This is a genomic window from Mycoplasma sp. 394, assembly GCF_054353895.1.
On sequence record NZ_JBTHHL010000004.1, the window covers coordinates 1 to 21,672 of the forward strand.

Sequence of the window (21,672 nt, forward strand, 5' to 3'; positions counted from 1 at the left end):
GATAGGTTTAAAAGTAAATGTATTCAAGACATTTTAATGAATTATAATTACTATTTAGTTTTCAAAGGACTATGCCTAAGGGGCATTTTTTTAATTGAAAACACAAACAAGAATAAAGAAATTTAATTAACATAAAAATATTTTAATATAGCAAGAATGATAAAATAAAAATCTAAAATTTTATGTTTTTATTTTTACAAAATTATGCTAAAATATATTAGCAATAAATAAGAAAAGTTTTTTTTGATATATATAGTTTTATTGTATAATACTATAGCCAATACACGGAGAAGTAGCTCAGTTTGGTAGAGCACTACATTTGGGCTGTAGTGGTCGCAGGTTCAAATCCTGTCTTCTTCACCATTTCGGGGGGTTAGCTCATTTGGCTAGAGCGCCTGCCTTGCACGCAGGAGGTGGTGGGTTCGAATCCCATACTCTCCACCATTTATGGCACTATAGCTCAGTTGGTTAGAGCATCCGGTTCATACCCGGAAGGTCAAGAGTTCGACTCTCTTTGGTGCTACCAAAAAATCTATAAATTCGGAAATGGACCTATAGCTCAACGGTTAGAGCAACCGGCTCATAACCGGTTGGTTACAGGTTCGAATCCTGTTGGGTCCACCAATATGGGTGATTACCCAAGTCCGGTTGAAGGGAGCAGTCTTGAAAACTGCCAGGGGCTTTACGGCCCGCGGGGGTTCGAATCCCTCATCACCCGCCACCATAACTTAACATAATATGAATTTATAGAACATATCGCGGAATGGAGCAGTTTGGTAGCTCGTCGGGCTCATAACCCGAAGGTCACAGGTTCGAGTCCTGTTTCCGCAACCAATGGTTCAGTGGTAAAGTGGTTAATACGCCTCCCTGTCACGGAGGAGAACGCGGGTTCGATCCCCGTCTGGACCGCCATTGGCTCTGTAGCTCAGTTGGTAGAGCAACAGATTGAAGCTCTGTGTGTCGCTGGTTCGATTCCTGCCGGAGCCACCATCAAAAATTGCTATATTTTATAAACTGCAGTAAATTAGTTTATAAAATATAGCAATTTTTATTTTTTTGCTAAAATATATAGATATAAAAAAGGAGAAAAATATGGACTATAAAAAGACATTAAATATGCCAAAAACTGATTATGAAATGAGAGCTAATTTATTAGTTAAAGAACCAAAATATCGTCAGTTTTGGGAAAGTTCTAAAATTTACCAAAAAGTATTATCAAAAAATAAAAATAACCCAAAGTATATCTTGCACGATGGTCCACCATACGCTAATGGAGGTATTCATGTTGGTCATGCATTAAACAGAGTTTTAAAGGATATTATTGTTAGATATAAATCTTTATCAGGGTTTTATTCACCATTTGTACTTGGTTGAGATACACATGGTTTACCAATAGAGCATAAAATGCTTACTGAGAGCAAATTAAATAAGGATGAACTTAATCCTGTAATTTTACGTAAAAAAGCAGCTCAATATGCTTTACAACAAGTTAATAACCAACGAAACCAACTTAAATCCTTGCAATTATTTACTGATTATTCAAAATCATATATAACCTTAGATAAACAATATGAAGTAATCCAACTAAAGGTTTTTAAAAAGATGGTAATGGATGGATTGGTATATAAAGGATTAAAACCTGTATTTTGATCACCTAGTTCCCAAAGTGCTTTAGCCGAATCTGAGGTAGAATACCAAGATGTAATTTCACCATCAATATATGTTGCTTTTGAAGTTGTAGCAAGTAATTTTGAAAATGTTAAAACTGGTGATAATTTAGTGATTTGGACTACAACTCCATGAACATTATTGGCTAATGCAGCGGTAGCGATTGGATTAGATATTGAATATGCCCGTGTAAAAAATAATGGAAGTTTTTATATCATTGCAACTGATTTATTAACTGTTGTTGCATCAAAATGTGGTTGAGATACATATGATATTGTTTCAGTTTTTAAAGGTTCGCAAATTTTAAATTATAATATTGAATATTTAACACCAATTTTGAAGTTTCATGCTCCATTAGTGATCGGACATCATGTTAGTGTTGAATCAGGATCAGGTTTAGTTCATATTGCTCCGATGTTTGGTGAAGATGACTTTTTAATTGGACAAAAAAATAAGTTACAGATGATTATGCATATTTGTGATAAAGGTTATATTGAAAATACCAATACTGATTTTGATGGGATGTTTTATCAGGATGCAAATAAGAAAATATCAGAATTTTTAGCAAACAAATTATTACACTTTGAAAGATTTAAGCACTCATACCCACATGATTGAAGAACTCATAAACCAATTATCTTTCGCGGGACACCACAATGATTTGTTTCAATTGACAAAATTAGAGAGCAAATTTTAGATCAAATTGAAAATAATGTTACTACTTATCCAGCATGACCGAAAAAACGTTTATATTCAATGATCCAAAATCGTTCTGATTGAACTATTTCACGTCAAAGAAGTTGAGGAGTTCCACTAATTATCTTTTATGATAAGGATGGAAAACCAGTTTTTGATTCAGAATTATTTGATCATGTTATAGATTTAGTAGCAAAATATGGAACTGATATTTGATGAGAAAAATCAACTGAAGAATTATTACCTTTAAAATATCAAAATCAAGGTTTTACTAAGGAAAAAGACATTATGGATGTTTGATTCGATTCAGGTGTTTCAAGTGTAGCTGCTGTAATTGAACCGAATTTACAATCACCATATGATTTATATTTAGAAGGAACTGATCAATATCGTGGTTGATTCAACTCATCAATTATTAATTCAGTTGCATATAAAGGATTAACACCTTATAAAAATCTTATATCACATGGTTTCGTTGTAGATGCTAAGGGAAATAAGATGTCTAAGTCAAAAGGTAATTCAGTTGAACCTTCTGATATTATCAATAAACGTGGTGCAGAGATTTTAAGATTATGAGTTGCAAATTCAGAATATCAAGGTGACATTTCAATAAGTGAAGATATTTTAAATCAAAATACCGAAATATACCGTAAATTAAGAAATACCATTAAATTCTTGCTTGGTAACTTAAATAATTTTGAATATTCTAAAGACATTAAAAGAACCGGAATCCATATGTTTATTTATCAACAACTTCAAGAATTAAAATACAATGTAATTAAAGCATATGACGAATATAAGTTTTTAATGGTTGTAAAACTGCTTTCAAACTATGTTGTTGAGCTTTCTAGCTTCTATTTGTCTGTTACCAAAGATATTTTGTATGTTCGTTCATTAAACGATCCACAACGACTTATGACACTTGCAAATATGTATGAGATAGTCGAATTTCTTATAATAGCGCTTGCTCCGATTTTACCTACCACATCCGAAGAAGCATATGAGTTCTTTGATAAAAAAGATAAATATGAATCAGTATTTTTAGAAAATTTACCAAAACTTTCTGAAATAGCATATGATGCAGCATTAATTACTTCATATAAAGAATTTTTTGAACTACGTGATAAAGTTAATGTGCTAATTGAAAATGCGATTAAAGCTAATTTAGTGAAGCGATCAAATGAATTAGAATTATTTTTACCTAAAACATCTGATTTAATAGCTAAACTTGATTTAAAAACATTATTAATGGTAGGAAAAATAACACAGGGAAGCGAATTAAAAGTTGAAAAATTTGATTCATTAAAATGCTTAAGATGTTGAAATCATTTTGATAAAGAAAATGTTAAAAATAATTTATGTAATCAATGTGAGCAAATTGTAAGAGAGTTTCATGAATAAAAAAATAAAAATATTAAAAAACTACTTATCTGTAAATAAAAAACGTATTTTAATAACTTATATATTTATTTTTGCTTCATTAATAGTTTTTTTATTTATAGATCAAATGACAAAGAATCTATTATTTAATCACGGTTCAATAAAAACTTTGGATCAAAATTTTGAAGTATCTTATAATGGACAAAGATTTCCTGCTGAATCTATATTAAATAGTTACACAGTTTCGCCACTACTTGGGATACGAAGCATCTGACACGGTGGAATTACTTTTGCTAAAACTCGTAATACAACTTTAATTCAAACCATTTCAATCATTTTGTTTATTTTTATTTTAACATATGGATTGTTTTTAGATAAACATAATAAAATACGTGCAATATTTGTAGGAATAATATTGGCAGGTGATTTAGGTAATATGTTAGATCGTTTTATTTTTAGTGGTTATGTTAAAGACATCTTCTTTATACCTTTTTTAAATAGAGATGGCACATTTAATTTTGCTGATTCATTAATTTTCACCGGAATTGCTTTATTGCTTATCGGTAGTTTGATACCAGAGAGCAAAATTAGAGACCTTAAAAGACATAGGGATTTAATAATTCATTAAAACAAGCATATATGCTTGTTTTTGTTTGCAAAGCATTAAAAAATCGGGATATAAACCCGACTTTCAAATTGTTTATTTAATAATCTTTGTTACTGAACCAGCACCAACTGTACGTCCACCTTCACGGATAGAGAATTTGGTTCCTGCTTCAACAGCGATAGGAGCGATTAATTTAACTTTTAAGTTAACGTTTTCTCCTGGCATAACCATTTCACGTTTTGCATCAAATTCAACTCCACCAGTAACATCAGTGGTACGGAAGTAGAATTGTGGTTTATAGTTTTTAAAGAATGGTGTGTGACGTCCACCTTCTTCTTTTTTTAGAACATAAATAGCTGCTTCAAATTCTGTGTGAGGGATAATTGAACCTGGTTTTGCTAAAACTTGTCCACGTTCAACATCTTCACGGTTTACTCCACGAAGTAATAATCCAGCATTATCTCCAGCTTGTGCTTCTTTAAGGTTTTTACGGAACATTTCAATTCCTGTAACAACTGTTTTCTTAGTAGGTTTTAAACCAACGATTTCAACTTCTTCGTTTAATTTAAGTGTTCCACGCTCTACACGTCCTGTAGCAACTGTTCCACGTCCTGTAATGGTGAATACATCTTCAACAGCCATTAAGAAAGGTTTTTCAAAGTCTTTAATAGGTGTTTCAATGTATGTATCAACTGCATCCATTAATTCCATAATTTTTGGTTCTCATTTTGCATCACCTGATAATGCTAATGATGCAGAACCACGTATAACAGGAGCATTATCTCCATCAAATCCATATTCTGTAAGAAGTGAACGAACTTCAAGTTCAACAAGGTCGATCATTTCTGCACCTTCATCACCTTCTAGCATATCACATTTATTTAAGAATACAACGATGCGAGGTACACCAACTTGTTTTGATAAAAGAATGTGTTCACGAGTTTGAGGCATTGGTCCATCGGTTGCAGCAACAACTAAGATAGCACCATCCATTTGAGCTGCTCCGGTAATCATATTTTTAACGTAGTCAGCGTGTCCAGGACAGTCTACGTGAGCATAGTGACGTTTTTCAGTTTGATATTCAATGTGTGCTGTGTTAATTGTAATTCCACGAGCTCTTTCTTCTGGAGCGGCATCGATTGAAGCATAATCACGAGCTTCTGAAAGTCCTTTTTTAGATAAAACTGTAGCAATAGCAGCAGTCAAAGTTGTTTTACCGTGATCAACGTGTCCAATGGTTCCAACGTTAACGTGTTCTTTACTACGATCAAATTCTAATTTTGCCATATTAATATTCCTTTCATATTGTTTATGATTTAAATTAATTTAGTTTGTCTTAGCGCTAAAACCAACCATAGCCTAGTCTTTCATCTAGGTCCTGTCCATAAGCACCAATAATTTTAGCAAATTCTTTTATATAATTTAGAAATTGCTTTTTGTATTAATATATTTTACCATATTTTTTATATTCATTAATCATTAAGATTATGCTTTTAAGGCTTTATTCTATGATTTTATTTACTAAATGATTGATTTATATAAAATAAATTATTCAAAAAATCAATAAGGTTTCCTTATTGAAAGTTTTATAATAATTTTGCTGCTTTTGAATCTAAAATTATAGTTACATCATTATGTGTTTGTAAGAAACTAGCAGGAACATCCGAGCAAACAGGACCATTTATTGTTTTTGTAATTGCATCTGCTTTAGAATCTCCATCTGCTAACAAAATAATTTTTCTTGCTTTTAATATAGTTCCGATACCCATTGATATAGCTGTTTTTGGAACTAACTTTATATTGTCAAAATACTTTTTATTAGCATTTATAGTACTTTTAGTCAAAATTACTTCACGAGTTATATCATTGATTTTTGAACCTGGTTCATTAAATGCAATATGTCCATTGATACCGATTCCTAGTATCATTAAATCTATACCACCTTTTTCTGCTATTAACTTTTCATATTTTTTAGCATTTAAACCAATATTTCCTATTCCGTTTGGCAGATTAATATTTGATTTATCTACATCAATATAATTAAAAAGTGTATTGAACATAAAATAATGGTATGAGCAAGGGTTTTTTATATCAATTCCAACATATTCATCAAGGTTAAATGTTGTAACATCTTTAAAAGAAATCTCTTTATTTTGATATTTTTGAATCAATAATTGATATGTTTTTATAGGAGAGTTACCAGTTGCAAAGCAAATGTTTAAATTAGGTCTTGATTTAATAGCATCTGCTATTAAATCTGCTGCATATTTAGCTTGTAAATCTGAATTTTCTTTAATTATAACTTTCATATTTTCCTTAGTTTACCTTTTTTCCATCAATATAAACACTTTTAATATTTCAATTATAATCCATTAATACTATATCTGCTAGATAACCTGTCCTGATTTTACCTAACTTTTTATTTAATCCTAAGTATTTAGCAGCATTATATGATGTCATTTTTACTGCATCACAAGAATTTACATTGATACTCAATAAGTTTTTAAAAGCATCGTGTATACTGATACCTGAACCTGCAATAGTATTACTGTCTTTTAAAGTTATTTTTAATCCATCTTTTATAACAGGGATATCACCTGAAATATTTTCTCCATCTTTATAATAAGCAGGTTTAATTGCATCTGAAACAGCAATAATTTTATCAAAACCTTTATTTTTGATAGTGAATCAAATAGACTGCTTACAAATGTGAAATAAATCGAAAATCATTTCTACATAAGTGTTTTCGCTCATTAATGCAGCCTGAAGCAAACCTGGGTTTCTTGAGTCGATTCCTGACATAGCATTTCATAAGTGACATACAGATTTGCAACCATTATCAAAGAAGATTGATGCAGTTTCAAAATCAGTTGCTGAATGTCCGATAGACCCTATTATATTGTGTTTTTGCATCTGTTTAAATACTTCTATATCTACCACATCAGGATCGAATGATATTTTTCTTAGTGTGTTTTGTGATGCATTAATAAGTTGTTCGATATCTAAAACAGTTGGTTTTCTAAGATACTCAAATTTATGTGCTCCTTTTTTAGCATTTGCAATAAAAGGACCTTCTAAATGCAAACCTAAATTTCTTGCAACATATTTAGTATTTTTACTCACATCGTCTAAAACATCTAAAATATTTTGTCACTGATTTGTCATCAATGTAGGCATAAAAGCAGTTGTTCCATGTTGAGCAAGTTTTTTTGAAATAGCAGAAACCGCATCGCTTCCTTCCATAACATCGTAATTATAAAAACCGTGTATATGTGTATCGATAAATCCAGGAACTGCTATATATTTTGCTTGATTTTGATTTGGTATAATTTTTTGTATTTTATGATCTTTTATATATATATCAGCACAATCAATGATGTTGTTATAATTTATAATTTTAACATTTTCTATTTTCATTATCCAATTACTTCCCTTAAATTATTATGTGATTTTTTTAATAGCTTAATTGCATTTATTTTATCGACTTTATTTAAATGCATTATAGCAGCAACTTTAATATTTTGATCTGCTTCTGAATATAACTTTTGTGCATCTAATGCAGATATATGTGTTATTTGTTTTAAAATATCAATGCTACGCTTAACTAATTTTTCGTTTTTAGGAATTAAGTCAATCATTAAATCATCATATACTTTACCTAGTTTTATAGCAGTAATTGATGAGATAGTGTTTAAGATAAGTTTTTGCAAAGTCGCTGCTTTTAAACGAGTAGAACCAGAAATAACTTCTTTACCTACATCACCAACTATAACATCATCTGAAACAGATTCACAGTCTCCATTTTTTTGATTTGCTATCAAGGTAGTTTTTGCATTAGTAGTTTTTGCATAAACAAAAAAACCTTTTATATATTTAGTATTTCCCGATGCAGACAAACCGATGATTAAATCTTTATTATTAATATTTTCTTTTTTTGCATCACTGTAACCTAAGTTATAATCATCTTCATAGCCTTCTAATGACGCTAAGATTGCTGCATCTCCACCGGCCATCGAGTATTTGAATCAATTTAACTCTCCAAATGTAGGTAAAATATCTAAAGCATCTAATAAAGCGATTCTTCCACTACTACCAGCACCTACATAAAATATTCTACCGTTTTTTTTGATGACTTTAACACATTGCTTAGCAAGTTGAATAATATCTTTTTTCAAATTATTATATGCTTTGATTACATCTTTATTTGATTCAGCAAAAATATTTACAAGCTGTTTATAATTTAATGTATCTAAATGTTTGTTCATAACAACCTCGCAATTATTTTATTATGGAAGTCTATTTGATATGTAAAATAAAAAAATTTTTTATTTTTTATATTAAACATCATTAATAAAACAAAAAATATGAAAAATTTTTTCATCTTAGCATTTGTATATGAAAATGATTTTATAATATTTTAGAGTGTAAATCACTCAGTGAGGTTATATGGATAAATTTTTAAAAAAACTCAAAGACTTGCACTGGTCGCAATGAGTTTATATTATTTTATGAACTTTATTTATTGTCTTCTTAATCATACTTATCGGATTATTTGGAGGTTTCACAGAAAACAGTCACGGGTTTTCAAAAGAAAAACTAGGTGCTCATTATGATGCATATGTTGCTGCTTTCAAAAAATTTCGATCAGATGTGATAGGTGCAATGGGATTCTTATTCTTTCTTAGCTTTTTTGGAGCAATTATTGCTACAATTGCTTCACATGGATTCTTTTTGAAGAAGAAAAAACTTCTTTTAGCTAAAGCAGGAGGTAAATAATGACTACAACTGCTAAAAAAACATTTTCAGGTGGGTTAGCTAAAGGATGAATGACAAAACTCTCACGTATAGGATCAGCATTGATGTTTCCGATTGCGGTGCTACCGGTTGCTGCGATCTTGTTAAGAATCGGAGCAGAATTACCAGGTGATTCTCCGTTTGGTAAGTTTGTGCAATCATTATTATTAAAAAGTGGTGATGCAGTATTTTCAAACTTATACATTATATTTGCAGTAGGTGTAGCATTTGCTTTCACAAAAGACAAACGGGGTGAAGCAGCATTTGCTGGATTTATTGGAATAATGATATTAACCTTTTTAATGGTTGCTTTAACCGATGTGTATTATGGAACTTTGTTTGTACATAAAGGTTATGTAGATACTGATACAGGTGTTATTAAGGATTTTGTAGCATCTTCGCCAAAAGATACAAAATCAGGAACAGGATTTAAAGAATTTACTAGAACTTATCAAGTAGTTTCTACCGGTTTTCATACAATTTTTGGAAAGAAAACAGATGACGTTCTTGCTAAAAATGTACTTAATGGTATTGTAGTAGGTGCTTTAACTGCATTTGTATATAATCGTTCAAACAATGTTACATTGCCAAAAGTATTAGGATTCTTTAGTGGAAAAAGATTAGTTCCAGCAGTTGCTATTATTGCATCAACATTATTTACAATTGTTTGAGCAGTTATTTTCCCTTGAATCGGTTATGTGATTTTTGCTATTTCAGAAGCGATGTCAAAAGCCGTAACATCAAAACAAGGTGAATCATTTAATTTATCAGCACAAGCGCGCTTTACAAGAGCGGGAATAATGGGTGTATATGGATTTTTAAACAGACTTTTAATTCCATTCGGATTACATCATATTCCAAATAATATCTTCTGATTCCAATTAGGTGAATGACCAAAAGAAGGTAATCCATCACAAACTGTTAATGGTGATATTCTTATTTTCTTACAAGGACAAGCAAAAGGCAACCCAGGCGGTATCTTCCAAGCAGGATTCTTCCCAATGATGATGTTCGGATTGCCTGCCTTAGTGGGTGCATTTGTTTATTCAGCAGAAACCAAAGAACAAAAGATTAAAGTTGCTTCATTATATGGTTCAGCAGCAATTGTAAGCTTTTTAACAGGTATTACGGAACCAATTGAATTTGCTTTCTTATATGTTTCTCCACTTTTATACTTATCACATGCAATCTTAACAGGTATCTTTGCATTTATAACAGGAGCATTTGGAATACAATTAGGATTTGGATTTTCAGCTGGATTATTAGACTACATTACTTCAATACCTAAGTCATTAAGAATAATCAACGAATCAGGTTATACAGGCGCATCAAGAGTATTTGCTAACCCAGGATGAATTTTCCCTATTGGATTTGTAACTGCTGCTGCTTACTTTGGTGTAGGGGTTGGATTTATCAAAGGATTTAACTTATCAACACCAGGTCGTGGGGAAGGTATCATACGTTCAGAAGAAGAAATAAAAGAAGTTGTCTCACCAGAAGCAAATGATGGTAGCTTTTCAACAAAAGCAAGAAATATTGTTAAAGCTTTTGGTGGCTGAGATAATATAACAACTTTTGAAAACTGTTCAACACGACTTCGTTATGAAGTTAAAGATGGAAGTAAAGTATCTGAAGAAGATTTGAAAAAAGCAGGTGTATTTGGTTTAGTAAAAGTTTCTGAAAAATCATTTCAAGCAATAGTTGGAGTCGAAGCAGAAAGTATTAATAACCAGATTACATCAAATAAAGGTGCAGAATTATAATAATTTAGATGACACAGATGTGTCATCTTTTTGTATTATATAGTTTTATAATAAGATTGATTAAAAAAAAGAAGAGGAATAAAGAAAAAAATATTGCAAAATAAAGAAACATAAAAAGCATAAAACACAAAAATAATTTGCATTTTTATAAGCAAAATATATAATTATTTTTACCTATGAAAAAAGAAATTTTTGATAATAATCTAAAGCAAATAATTACATCAAATCAACATATAAAATCATTGATAAAATTAACCGATTTTATTAGTTTATATCCTAATGGTTTTTTAGAATTATCAACTTTGCAATTATCTGATAAGCTTGATGTGTCACAAGCAACTATTTCTCGTATTTCAAAAATATTAGGTTTTAGAAATATTCAAGATATAAGAATCTATATTTCAGCAAGATTGCAATATTTAGATGATCGTATTGATTGAAATAATAATGAATCAAGCGAAAATTTATCAGATGTAATTTCTAATATTAAATCACATTATATGTTTACAATTGAAAAAAGTGTAAATAAGTTTTTAGATAATAAATACATTTATAAGTATATTAACACATTATTAGAATACAAAATTAATCTATTTTTTGGCATTGGTGATTCTGGTATGATATCAGCTTATTTTGCTAATAATTTAAGAAAAATAGGATTTAATGTTTTATATTGTAGTGATGTACATACCTTTTTAAGCTTTAATTCATTGCTACAACTTAAAAAAGTGCATGTAACAGTGATATCTAAATCAGGAACAACTTTAGAAATAAAATTTGTTATAAACTTCTTAGAAACAAATAATATTCCATATTCTGTATGAACAAAGAATCAGAGTTTACAAAGTAATCATTCGTTGAATTTATTGTATGTTGATTCGCTTGAGCAAAAGTATCGTATCGGAGTGCTAGGCTCAAAGATTTCTTATTTTATGCTTTGTGATATTATTTATTCATTTTTATCAGTAAAAATAGATAAAAATAAGAAAATCTTTTCGCAGATTAATGATTATATTAGTAGTTGAAATAATTTATTGGATAATAAAAAATAAGGTGCAAACCTTATTTTATTGTAAGTAAATTGGAATGTTAATGAATGAAAGCATATAGTATAAAGTATAAGTGTCAATTAATAGATCGTTATAAATTTTATTAATTACTATTTCTTTGTTTTTTAAACGAAGTGGTACATTAAGATACATAAACCCAAAATCAACATTATAGTTTAAGTAGATAAAATCTCCAGTAGAAAAAACATTAAATCTTTTAATTTTTGAACCTTGGGTATCTTTAAGACGCTTAAGCATTAATTCTTGTGATAATGGTGTAAACATCATTGTGGCTTTAAATCTATCGTTTATCATTGGTGTAACATACTTGTTGAATTCTTTGTTTTCCATTTGAATTTTTTGTAAACCACTACCACTAGCAAGTTTTCCAACCATTAATGTAAATACCATTGCTTTATCTTCAAGATATCTTGTATCTATTTTAAGCATACCGGTATAGTAATGTTTTTCTTCAGTTAGATTACCTTTACTATCTCTTCTTTCATAAACTCAGTGGACATTTACAAGAGAAAGTGGATAGTGTTTCATTAATAAACAATGTTTTGGTTCTTTAACTTCTGATATATATGCCCCACCAGGAATACCAACTGTAAATCTATGTAAATCCTTTTTGCTAACTTGACAATGTCTAAATGCTTCTTTAAAGTCAGTGCTTTCTTCTGTTGGTATATAATCCATTTCATCATCAAGGATATTAAATGATTCAACATATAGTGCTTCTTGGTTTAAGTTTTGTTTTAATACATGAACTAAATTAACCCTAAAACGATAAAATTTTCTTCAATAGACAGCACCTAAAATAACACCAATTAGAATAGAAATAATGAATAAGATTAAAAAAACAAAAAAAGGAATAAAACCATTACTTACTACACTGATAATAATGGCACCGATTATTAAGAATACAACACCAGGTATAATAGTACTTAAAAGAGATACTCAGAATTTTTTAAATGCTTTTTTATATTCATTCATTACTTCGGGAGTTAGAATGTTATTTACTACTGTTGTAACAATTGGTAGAAGTTTTTCGTCTGCTTTATTTTTATAATCAGCAAACTTTTGATAATCGCGAACAACTCTCACTATTTATTATTAAAATAAACCTTTCATTGAAACATCTTGTTTTTGTTGTTCAGATGCTGCATATAAAGGAAGAGTTTCAAGCTTTAACATTGCCGCAATAATTGAAGCAGGATATGAGAAAATTTCTTTATTAAAGATGTTAGCATCTTTATTATATAGTCTTCTTGCAGCTTGTAGTTCTCTTTCTAAATATGTTGATTGATTCATTAATTCTTTATAAGCATCCATTGCTTTTAGTTCTGGATATGCTTCAGAAACTGCCATCAATCTTCCGAAAACACTTGTGTTAAGCTTTTCGATTTCATTTGCATTAGCAACTCCACCTTGACTTACTAATGATCTCATTTTTGCAATTTGTGTAAGTGTTTCATTTTCATACTTGCTGTAACTTTTTGTAATTTCAACAAGTTTGTTTAATGTGTCATAACGTTGTGTTAAGAACACATCAATGGTTGAAGCCGATTCATTTGTTTGTAATTGCATTCTATTAAAACTATTTCTTTTTACAAAATAATAAATTACACCACTAAATAGAAGAAGAATTCCAAGGATTCAGAAAATTACCTTTGATGCTGTTGATGTTGTTGCAGCAGTAGGTCTTGAATCTACATTTGGTTGAAATCCATCTGTATGATGTGCTTCTCTGTTATTAACTAAATTTGCCATATTGTCCTTTCTTTATTTGTCATAATAACTTGTTATATTATACAAAATTTGCATAAAAATTTAAAAAGTCAAAGCAAATATTTGCAGAGACTTTTGTAAGGCAATTCTCTTTTACTAGAAGAAAAAAAATGTGTAAATTCTAAAGAATTTCTATCAAAAATACCTTTTTCTTACCGATATGTAATAAAGCAAACTTCCCATCAAAAAGCTTGGATTGAAAAGTTGTTTGTAAATTCACTTCAACATTATTTAATTTAATTGCTTTTTTTTCAATAAATTCACGAGCTTCACGTTTTGAGTGAACTAATTTTTTTTCAATCAACGATTCTATGATATTGTTATTTTTTTTAACAGTTAAAGTAGGAATTTGATTTTTTAAAGAAGTGATTATATCTATTGATAAAGTTGTGATATCAAAGTTTTTATTAAATAAAATTTCACTTGTTGCTTGCGATATTTTAGCATCATTTTCACTGTGGATGTCTTTTATAACTTCGTATGCTAAAACCTTTTGAGCATATTGATTTGCTGGATCTTTAATATGTTTTTGTATAACATTATCGATTTCATCAAGTGATAAAAATGTGAGTCATTTTAAAAGTTTTTTAATTTGACTATCTGGTTGCTTATATAAAAATTGATACATATCATAAGGTTTAGTCATATTTTTATCAAGTCATAAACTTCCACCACCAGTTGATTTACCAAATTTATTTCCATTTTCATCTGTTAATAAATTAGTTGTAAAAATAAATGCTTGATGATCGTTTCCTATTTTTTTTGAAATCATTTCTAATCCAGTTGAAAGATTCCCTCATTGGTCAGAACCACCTACTTGAATTTTTACATTATAATCTTGATATAAACGAATAAAGTCTCATCCTTGAATTAATTGATAAGAAAATTCAGTAAAACTTAATCCGTTTTCAATTCTATTAGCAACTGAATCCTTTGATAACATATATGCAACATTAACTAATTTTCCTACATCCCTTAAGAAAGTAATTAAATTCATATCTTTGTAAAATTCATAATTATCTACTACACATAATCCAAAATGTTCAAGCTGCATTTTGATTTTATTTTTATTTTCTATTAATTCTTTTTCATTAAGCAGTTTTCTTTCATTGATTTTAAACGAAGGATCACCAATCATCCCGGTAGCCCCACCTAGGATTGCAACGGTCTTTCATCCTGCTTTTTGCATACGAAGTAAGGTTAAAATTTGCAGATAATTACCTAAATGCAAACTAGTTGCAGTAGGGTCAAATCCAGCATATACAGCATCATTTGTAGTTAAATTATTAAATTTATCAATATTACTATGTTGTTTTAAGATACCACGATTATTTAATTCTTTTAATATATTTTTCATTAAAATCCAAAGTCCTTTCCGATATCGTTTTTAGTTCCAAAAATTAAACCATCACCATTTAATCCTAGGCTTTTATAACCCGATAACATCCCAAAACTTTCAACATCTAAAAGTTTGCTTAATAAAACAGCGCTACCATCATTAATAACTGTTCCAGGAAGTGCTAAAACTACTATTTTACCAACCTGTGAATCAGCTGTATTTGTTACAATTTGAATTAATTTATCTTTATTTATATTTATTTTAAGAATGTATAATTTATCACTATTAGGATGATTATTTCTTTCTATAATTTCTCCATAAATAAATTTTTGTTCATCTTTTATAACAAGACCTTCTGTTTTAGCAATTTGCATCAATATACTTTTTTGCTCTGTGTTTAAAGTAAAATAACTTTGATTTTCCTTAATATCAAGCAACTTATTATCAAGCAGATTAATTGAATTTACATTGTTTTGCAAATCTATGAAAAATATTGCATTCTGTGTTCTAATTTGTTTATTTATAACTACTTTTGCATCCACGAATATAATAGATGTATTAGAAAAAAACTTATTTAAATTATTACATATAATCATATTTAACATTATAACATTTTTTATTATAATAGATAAGTATGAAAAAACTAGCAATTATTATTGATTCCTCTAGTGGGCTGACAAAAGAACAAGCACAAAGACTAGGATTTTATTATTTACCACTTATTATCCAAATAGATGGAAAATCATATCAAGATGGTATTGAAATAACTAAAGACAATTTGTTTACAGTATTTAATAAGAATATTAAAAATGTTTTAACATCTGCAACACCAATTGGTTATGCAAGTGATTTATTTGCCCAATTATCTAATGAATATGAAAATTTAGTTGTATTCCCTATTTCAATGCATTTATCGGGCCAATATCAGATTTTAAAAAATCTTGAGCTGGAATTTCCTAAACTTAAGGTGGTTGCTTCTTTAAATCTTTCTTTTACAGTCTTAGATCAAGTTTCAAGATTTAAAAAAGAGTTTGCTCTGAGCAACGATGTAGACTTATCGATTAAAAATGTATCCGACTGAAATAAAAGTTTAGATATTACATTGATACCTAAATATAATGATTATTTAGTTCGTGGAGGTCGTTTAACACCAGCATTAGCAACCTTAGCAAAACTTTTAAAAATAGTTCCATTAATTCGTTTTCGTGAGGGTAAATTAGTTAAACAAGGAAAAGGGAGAATCTTTTTAAAAAGTGTTTTTGATGAAATTAACCGCAAATTAGAGTTAAAAGAAAACCGAGATTTAGTTCTTTTAACAGCAAATGGTGATTTTGATCAAGAAATTATTGATTATTATAAAAATTCTTATGATGGTAACATTCTAGTTTTTCCAATCCCTACTGTTGTTGCTATTCATACTGGGCCAGAAGCGATAGTAATTGGGACAGGTGAAAATATTGTTGATTCGTTGAAAGAATATGAAAGAATATAGTTTTTTTGCTAACGATTTAGAACAACTAAAAGAGAATATTCAAACTTTTTTACCTATAATAAAGCTAAAAAAGTATCTTTTGTTATCTGGTGAATTAGGTGCAGGAAAAACAACTTTTGTACAAGTTTTAGGTAAGTTATTAGGAATAAAAGAAAATATTACATCACCTAGTTTTAATTATATGAAAGTTTATAACGGATTAGTTCATATTGATTTATATATATATAAAGGTGATATTGATGAATTTGAAGATTACTTTGATGACAATATTGTAGCTATTGAATGACCGGAAAAAAAGAATTTACTTTTTGATGCATATGTAAAAGTTGACATAAGTTTTGATAATACAAGAAAGTATAAAATTGAAATTGTATAATTTATTTTTGGATACCACTGGAAAAGATTTTTGTATCGCTTTATTTGACCTTAATTTTAATTTAATAAAATCAGTGATTTTAGAAAATTATAAAAAAAAGATAGATTTAATAGTTAAATATTTCAATGATTTTAATATAAAAATTAATGAAATTAATGGTTTATATATAAATTTAGGTCCTGGTTTTTTTACAGGAGTTCGAGTTGGTTTTGTTTTCTTTAGAACACTAGCATTGGCTAATAATATTGATTTTTATACAACTACGACATTCGAACTTTTGATGATGCAGAATGATAAAGATACTTTTTACACCGATGCACAAGGAAAAAAAGTTTATTTTTTTGATAAACAGATGTTCTTAAAAACAGAAGATATCTTTGAAAGCACTAAAGTTATTGATGCAACAGATAATATAACCCTTGATAACATTAATTACCAGAAAGTTATTTCCAAATTCCTTGCTTATCAACACATTTTTACAAAAAAACATCCATTAGAAGTTGAACCTATATATATTAAAAAACCACAAATAGGAAGTAAATAATGCGTATTTTAGGTATCGAAACATCACATGACGATACATCATTAGCAATATTAGAAGATGGTAAGATTTTACAGTTATCCACAATTTCACAAATTGATATTTTCAAAGAATATGGTGGAACAATCCCAGAGTTAGCTTCCAGAGAACATGTTAAGAACATTGCTGTTTTACAAAAAATAATTTTTAATAAATATCCTATTGAGACAATAGATTACGTTGCCTATACAAAGGAACCCGGATTAATAGGAACCTTACAAATTGGTTTTTTATTCGCCTATGCCATAGCACTTTCTATTAATAAATTGCCTATACCAATTAATCATTTGCACGGACATTTGTTTTCAGCAACAATTGATCAAGATGTTGAATTCCCTGCTTTATGTTTACTTGTTTCGGGAGGTCACACACAACTTATTCTTGCTCATGATGTTTTTGATTTTGATATTATTGGAGAAACATTGGATGATGCAGTTGGAGAATGTTTTGATAAAGTTGCCGTTAAATCTGGGTTAGGTTTTCCTGGTGGTGTTTTAATTGATAAGATTTCACAAACTTATCAAGGTGAATATATAAAATTTAGCAAACCACATACTAAAAATCCATATGACTTTTCCTTCAGTGGTTTAAAAACACAGGTTTTGAATTATATAAATAATCAAAAAATGAAAAATATTGATATTGATATAAACCAAGTTGTTGCAAGTTTTCAAAAAACAGCGATAGAATATTTGTGTGAAAAAACAACTGCTGTATTGAACCAATATAAAGTTAAAACATTAATTTTAGGTGGTGGAGTTTCGGCGAATTCAGAACTGCGCAAAGAATTTGTTAAATTACACCCTAATACTATCATACCAAAATTAAAATATGCAACAGATAATGCAGCTATGATAGCACAAGCAGCATATATAAGACTTACAAATAAAATATATTAAAAAATAACAAATTAAGTATAATTAAATAATATGAATTTATCAAAGATGTTAGATTTTAAAACAACTGAAATGCGAATTGCAGAAAGTGCTTTAAAACAGATAAATAAACTTGAAAAATATGTTTCACAACTTAGTGATGAAGAACTAAAAAAACAAACAGAAATTTTCAAGAAATTTCTTGCAGAAGGACATACATTAGAAGAAATTCGTAATGATGTTTTTGCGGTTTCGCGGGAGGCTACCAAAAGGGTTTTAGGTAAGCGTCCTTTTGATGTTCAGATTTTAGGTGGACTTTTATTAGATTTAGGTTCTGTTGCTGAGATGAAAACAGGTGAAGGAAAAACGATAACTTCAATTGCACCTGTATATTTAAATGCCTTATTGGGTAAAGGCGCTATTGTTTCAACAGTTAATGAATATTTAACAGTGCGTGATGCTGAAGAAATGGGACAAGTTTTTAACTTTTTAGGTTTAACCGTAGGAATAAATAAAGCACAATTAGATCCCGATCACAAACGAGCCGCTTATGCGTGCGATATAACTTATTCAGTGCATTCAGAATTAGGTTTTGATTATTTACGTGATAATATGGTGCAAAATGTTGCTGAAAAAGTTCAGCGAGGGCTTCAGTTTTGCTTAATTGATGAGGTTGATTCAATTTTAATCGATGAGGCAAAAACACCTTTAATTATTTCAGGGGGTGAACAAGAAGATGTAGCAACTTATTTTTCTGCAGACCAATTTGTTCGTACCCTAGACCCTGATGATTATATCATAGACGACGAATCAAAGGCTGTTGCTTTAACTCACCAAGGAATTGCTAAAGCAAATCGTTTTTATAAAACTAAAAATATTTATAACATCGAAAATTCTGAACATATACATTTGATTCAGAATGCTTTGCGTGCCCATAAAATTATGCGTGTTGATGTTGAATATATAGTACGTGAAGGGAAAATCGAACTAGTTGATAGTTTTACTGGCCGGATAATGGATGGTCGTAGTTATTCCGAAGGATTGCAACAGGCAATACAGGCAAAAGAAATGGTTGAAATTGAAGCGGAAACCAAGACTCTAGCGACAATAACATACCAAAACTTCTTTAGAATGTTTAAAAAACTATGTGGAATGACAGGAACAGGAAAAACTGAAGAACAAGAATTTATTGATATTTATAATATGCGAGTGAATGTGGTACCCACAAATAAACCTATCGCCAGAATTGATGAACCTGATTCAATTTATGGAAGTTATGAAGATAAATGAAATGCAGTTGTTGAAAAAATAGCAGAACTTTATCATAAAGGACAACCAGTATTGGTAGGAACTGCACAGATTGAAGAATCTGAATTATTGCACCGAATGCTACTTCATAAAGGGATTCCACATACAGTTTTGAATGCAAAACAAAATGCTCAAGAAGCTGAAATTATTTCAAAGGCAGGTAGTGTTAAATCAGTTACAATTGCTACTAATATGGCTGGTCGTGGAACCGATATCAAACCATCACCTGAGGCATTAAAATTAGGTGGATTGTATGTTTTAGGAACCGAAAAAGCTGAATCGCGAAGAATTGATAATCAGTTGCGTGGTCGTTCTGGTAGACAAGGTGATATCGGAACAAGTAAATTCTTTATTTCTATGCATGATCAACTAATGCGTCGTTTTTCAACCTTTGATGTTTTTAAAGATGCTTTCAAAAGCGAAGATGGAAGCGAAATAACTGATAAAAATACTAAATACGCATTTAATCATGCCCAAAAGAAAATCGAAGGATTGAATTATGATTCGCGTAAATCAGTGTTGCATTATGATGATGTTATTCGTCAGCAAAGAGATTTGATTTACTCACAGCGTGATTTAATTTTGGGTTCACCTAATATTGATTTTATTGTTCGTAGAATGATTGCTTCATCAGCTCGTGCAATAGTGAAAAGTGGTGAATATCAACTTCATAATAAAATTTATAATTATGAAGGTTTAGTAAGTTTTTTAAATGCTAATATCGGTCAGTTAGTTAAGTTTGAATTTAATTTACAAGAAATCAGTGCGATTCATGAAAGTGATTTACCAGATTATGTTTCTAATATTATTTTAAGTGTATATCAAGAATGACTTAAGAATGCAGCCGAAAAAACATCACACGAAGAATTAGTTGATTTAAAACGTGCTACAATCCTAAGGGTTTTAGATAATAAATGACAAACTCATATCAACCGTATGGATAAATTGCGTTCAAATGTGCATTTGGTTCAATACTCGCAAAAAAATCCTTATCAAATTTACACCGATGAAGGAACTAAACTTTTTGAAGCATTACTAGATGATATAGCATACAATGTTATGTTAAGTATTTTCTCAAATCATGTTGGCAAAAAATCCCTTATTACCAAAGAAATGCTTTCAGACCCAGTATTTTTACAAGTTAAAAATAATTTTAGTTTAGATCCTTATAAAACATTGGAAGAACAAGAACAAGAGTTAGTTGATTTATATTATTCTGTTGTCAGAAGAATTGAAGAAATAAAACAGCAGGAAATGCTTGAAAATCAAAATTCGGATTTATCAAAAAACTAAAAACCTGTTTTATTAATAAAATAACGGCATTTTTTCGCTTTTTAATTATTTTATTATCTAAATATAGTAAAATTATAGAGCATTAAATATTGCAAATTAAATCTCAATATAACGAACTTTAATAAAGGAGAATAATTATGGAAAAGTGTTCATGTGGAAGAATAGGATGTAAAGGAGAATGTAAGGTAAATAAAACACATTCTCATAATGCTGTTACTTGCAAGGATGTCAAATGTCATTTAAACAAACAAACTACTGAAAAATCTATTGCTTGTCCAAATTGTGGTAAGGTAGGTTGCAAAGGTGAATGCGAACTTCAAAAAGCACATGTTTGTCCATTATGTGGTAAATTAGGTTGTCGTGGTGAATGTAAAATGAAAAAAGAAGAAGTTTGCAAACACTGTGAAAAAAAAGAGTGTAAGGGAGAATGTAAATTACAAAAATCACAAACCTGTCCACATTGTGGTAAAACAGATTGCAAAGGATTATGCAAACTTAAAAGACCTGAATCAACATGTCCAAAATGTATAAAACCAGAATGTAAAGGAAATTGCTCAACATTAAAACCAGGTGAAACTGCAACTTTTAAAGATTTAGCTTCTGAATATGAAAAATTCTCAGATAATTTAAAGAAAAAGTAAATTGCATACAAATAGTATGC

The 21,672-nt window shown here is 29.5% G+C and carries 19 protein-coding genes and 8 tRNA genes; 19 read left to right on the top strand and 8 right to left on the bottom strand.

The annotated features are described in order from the left end of the window. Nucleotides 1-286 precede the first annotated feature (286 nt). The 10 genes from ACXYRQ_RS01780 (at nt 287) to ACXYRQ_RS01825 (ending at nt 4,372) form a co-directional block, all read left to right on the top strand. Nucleotides 287-363, top strand: a tRNA-Pro gene (locus tag ACXYRQ_RS01780). A gap of 4 nt (nt 364-367) precedes the next feature. Then, a tRNA-Ala gene (locus ACXYRQ_RS01785) sits at nt 368-444 on the top strand. A gap of 5 nt (nt 445-449) precedes the next feature. Beyond that, a tRNA-Met gene (locus ACXYRQ_RS01790) sits at nt 450-526 on the top strand. A 22-nt stretch (nt 527-548) separates the two neighbouring features. After that, nucleotides 549-624 (top strand) — tRNA-Ile (locus ACXYRQ_RS01795). Nucleotides 625-628: 4 nt separating this feature from the next. Further along, nucleotides 629-721 (top strand) — tRNA-Ser (locus ACXYRQ_RS01800). A 36-nt stretch (nt 722-757) separates the two neighbouring features. After that, nucleotides 758-834 (top strand) — tRNA-Met (locus ACXYRQ_RS01805). Nucleotides 835-836: 2 nt separating this feature from the next. Further along, nucleotides 837-912 (top strand) — tRNA-Asp (locus ACXYRQ_RS01810). A 2-nt stretch (nt 913-914) separates the two neighbouring features. After that, a tRNA-Phe gene (locus ACXYRQ_RS01815) sits at nt 915-990 on the top strand. A 102-nt stretch (nt 991-1,092) separates the two neighbouring features. After that, nucleotides 1,093-3,765 (top strand): isoleucine--tRNA ligase, encoded by a 2,673-nt coding sequence (gene ileS, locus ACXYRQ_RS01820; protein ID WP_458614642.1) that lies wholly within the window; start codon nt 1,093-1,095, stop codon nt 3,763-3,765. Next, complete coding sequence (locus ACXYRQ_RS01825) at nt 3,758-4,372, top strand: signal peptidase II (protein ID WP_458614643.1); 615 nt, start codon at nt 3,758-3,760, stop codon at nt 4,370-4,372. Before ileS ends, ACXYRQ_RS01825 begins: the two co-directional genes overlap by 8 nt. Nucleotides 4,373-4,444: 72 nt before the next feature. On the opposite strand, the gene tuf is transcribed toward ACXYRQ_RS01825, so the two are convergent. From tuf to ACXYRQ_RS01845, 4 genes are all read right to left on the bottom strand, one after another. Then, on the bottom strand, nt 4,445-5,638 hold the full coding sequence (tuf, locus tag ACXYRQ_RS01830; protein WP_435129111.1) for an elongation factor Tu: 1,194 nt from the start codon (nt 5,636-5,638) through the stop codon (nt 4,445-4,447). 299 nt (nt 5,639-5,937) lie between these two features. Continuing rightward, entirely contained in the window at nt 5,938-6,660 is a 723-nt protein-coding gene (gene nagB, locus ACXYRQ_RS01835; RefSeq protein WP_458597204.1) for a glucosamine-6-phosphate deaminase, read from the bottom strand. 7 nt (nt 6,661-6,667) lie between these two features. Next, entirely contained in the window at nt 6,668-7,768 is a 1,101-nt protein-coding gene (gene nagA / locus ACXYRQ_RS01840; protein ID WP_458614644.1) for an N-acetylglucosamine-6-phosphate deacetylase, read from the bottom strand. Next, complete coding sequence (locus ACXYRQ_RS01845) at nt 7,768-8,616, bottom strand: N-acetylmuramic acid 6-phosphate etherase (RefSeq protein ID WP_458607756.1); 849 nt, start codon at nt 8,614-8,616, stop codon at nt 7,768-7,770. Before ACXYRQ_RS01845 ends, nagA begins: the two co-directional genes overlap by 1 nt. 181 nt (nt 8,617-8,797) lie before the next feature. Between ACXYRQ_RS01845 and ACXYRQ_RS01850 the strand changes: the two genes are divergently transcribed. The 3 genes from ACXYRQ_RS01850 to ACXYRQ_RS01860 all read left to right on the top strand — a co-directional run bounded on the left by ACXYRQ_RS01850 (nt 8,798) and on the right by ACXYRQ_RS01860 (nt 11,960). Further along, a complete protein-coding gene (locus ACXYRQ_RS01850) occupies nt 8,798-9,127 on the top strand; it encodes a hypothetical protein (RefSeq protein WP_435129125.1) in 330 nt (109 codons plus the stop codon). Then, nucleotides 9,127-10,908, top strand: a complete 1,782-nt coding sequence (locus tag ACXYRQ_RS01855) for a PTS transporter subunit EIIC (RefSeq protein ID WP_458614645.1) — start codon at nt 9,127-9,129, stop codon at nt 10,906-10,908. The genes ACXYRQ_RS01850 and ACXYRQ_RS01855 overlap by 1 nt, the downstream gene beginning before the upstream one ends. Nucleotides 10,909-11,084: 176 nt before the next feature. Beyond that, nucleotides 11,085-11,960, top strand: a complete 876-nt coding sequence (locus ACXYRQ_RS01860) for a MurR/RpiR family transcriptional regulator (protein WP_458597207.1) — start codon at nt 11,085-11,087, stop codon at nt 11,958-11,960. Nucleotides 11,961-11,975: 15 nt separating this feature from the next. On the opposite strand, the gene ACXYRQ_RS01865 is transcribed toward ACXYRQ_RS01860, so the two are convergent. From ACXYRQ_RS01865 to tapR, 4 genes are all read right to left on the bottom strand, one after another. Further along, nucleotides 11,976-13,064, bottom strand: a complete 1,089-nt coding sequence (locus ACXYRQ_RS01865; RefSeq protein ID WP_458614646.1) for a hypothetical protein — start codon at nt 13,062-13,064, stop codon at nt 11,976-11,978. Between the two features lie 9 nt (nt 13,065-13,073). Continuing rightward, nucleotides 13,074-13,730 (bottom strand): LemA family protein, encoded by a 657-nt coding sequence (locus ACXYRQ_RS01870; RefSeq protein WP_458614647.1) that lies wholly within the window; start codon nt 13,728-13,730, stop codon nt 13,074-13,076. Between the two features lie 139 nt (nt 13,731-13,869). Further along, nucleotides 13,870-15,105, bottom strand: coding sequence for a tyrosine--tRNA ligase (gene tyrS, locus ACXYRQ_RS01875; RefSeq protein ID WP_458614648.1), 1,236 nt, complete (start codon nt 15,103-15,105; stop codon nt 13,870-13,872). Continuing rightward, nucleotides 15,105-15,683, bottom strand: coding sequence for a TyrS-associated PheT N-terminal domain-related protein TapR (gene tapR, locus ACXYRQ_RS01880; protein WP_458597210.1), 579 nt, complete (start codon nt 15,681-15,683; stop codon nt 15,105-15,107). Before tapR ends, tyrS begins: the two co-directional genes overlap by 1 nt. A 38-nt stretch (nt 15,684-15,721) precedes the next feature. Here tapR and ACXYRQ_RS01885 point away from each other — a divergent pair, with 38 nt between their 5' ends. The 6 genes from ACXYRQ_RS01885 to ACXYRQ_RS01910 all read left to right on the top strand — a co-directional run bounded on the left by ACXYRQ_RS01885 (nt 15,722) and on the right by ACXYRQ_RS01910 (nt 21,652). Further along, nucleotides 15,722-16,579: a DegV family protein gene (locus ACXYRQ_RS01885; protein ID WP_458614649.1), complete on the top strand. Its 858-nt coding sequence runs from the start codon at nt 15,722-15,724 to the stop codon at nt 16,577-16,579. Next, entirely contained in the window at nt 16,566-16,955 is a 390-nt protein-coding gene (gene tsaE / locus ACXYRQ_RS01890) for a tRNA (adenosine(37)-N6)-threonylcarbamoyltransferase complex ATPase subunit type 1 TsaE (protein ID WP_458614298.1), read from the top strand. The genes ACXYRQ_RS01885 and tsaE overlap by 14 nt, the downstream gene beginning before the upstream one ends. A gap of 7 nt (nt 16,956-16,962) precedes the next feature. Then, entirely contained in the window at nt 16,963-17,499 is a 537-nt protein-coding gene (locus tag ACXYRQ_RS01895; RefSeq protein WP_458614650.1) for a tRNA (adenosine(37)-N6)-threonylcarbamoyltransferase complex dimerization subunit type 1 TsaB, read from the top strand. After that, nucleotides 17,499-18,434 (top strand): tRNA (adenosine(37)-N6)-threonylcarbamoyltransferase complex transferase subunit TsaD, encoded by a 936-nt coding sequence (tsaD, locus tag ACXYRQ_RS01900; protein ID WP_435130082.1) that lies wholly within the window; start codon nt 17,499-17,501, stop codon nt 18,432-18,434. The genes ACXYRQ_RS01895 and tsaD overlap by 1 nt, the downstream gene beginning before the upstream one ends. Nucleotides 18,435-18,464: 30 nt before the next feature. Further along, complete coding sequence (gene secA / locus ACXYRQ_RS01905) at nt 18,465-21,011, top strand: preprotein translocase subunit SecA (RefSeq protein WP_458614653.1); 2,547 nt, start codon at nt 18,465-18,467, stop codon at nt 21,009-21,011. A 137-nt stretch (nt 21,012-21,148) separates the two neighbouring features. Further along, nucleotides 21,149-21,652, top strand: coding sequence for a hypothetical protein (locus ACXYRQ_RS01910; protein ID WP_458614654.1), 504 nt, complete (start codon nt 21,149-21,151; stop codon nt 21,650-21,652). Nucleotides 21,653-21,672: the final 20 nt, after the last annotated feature.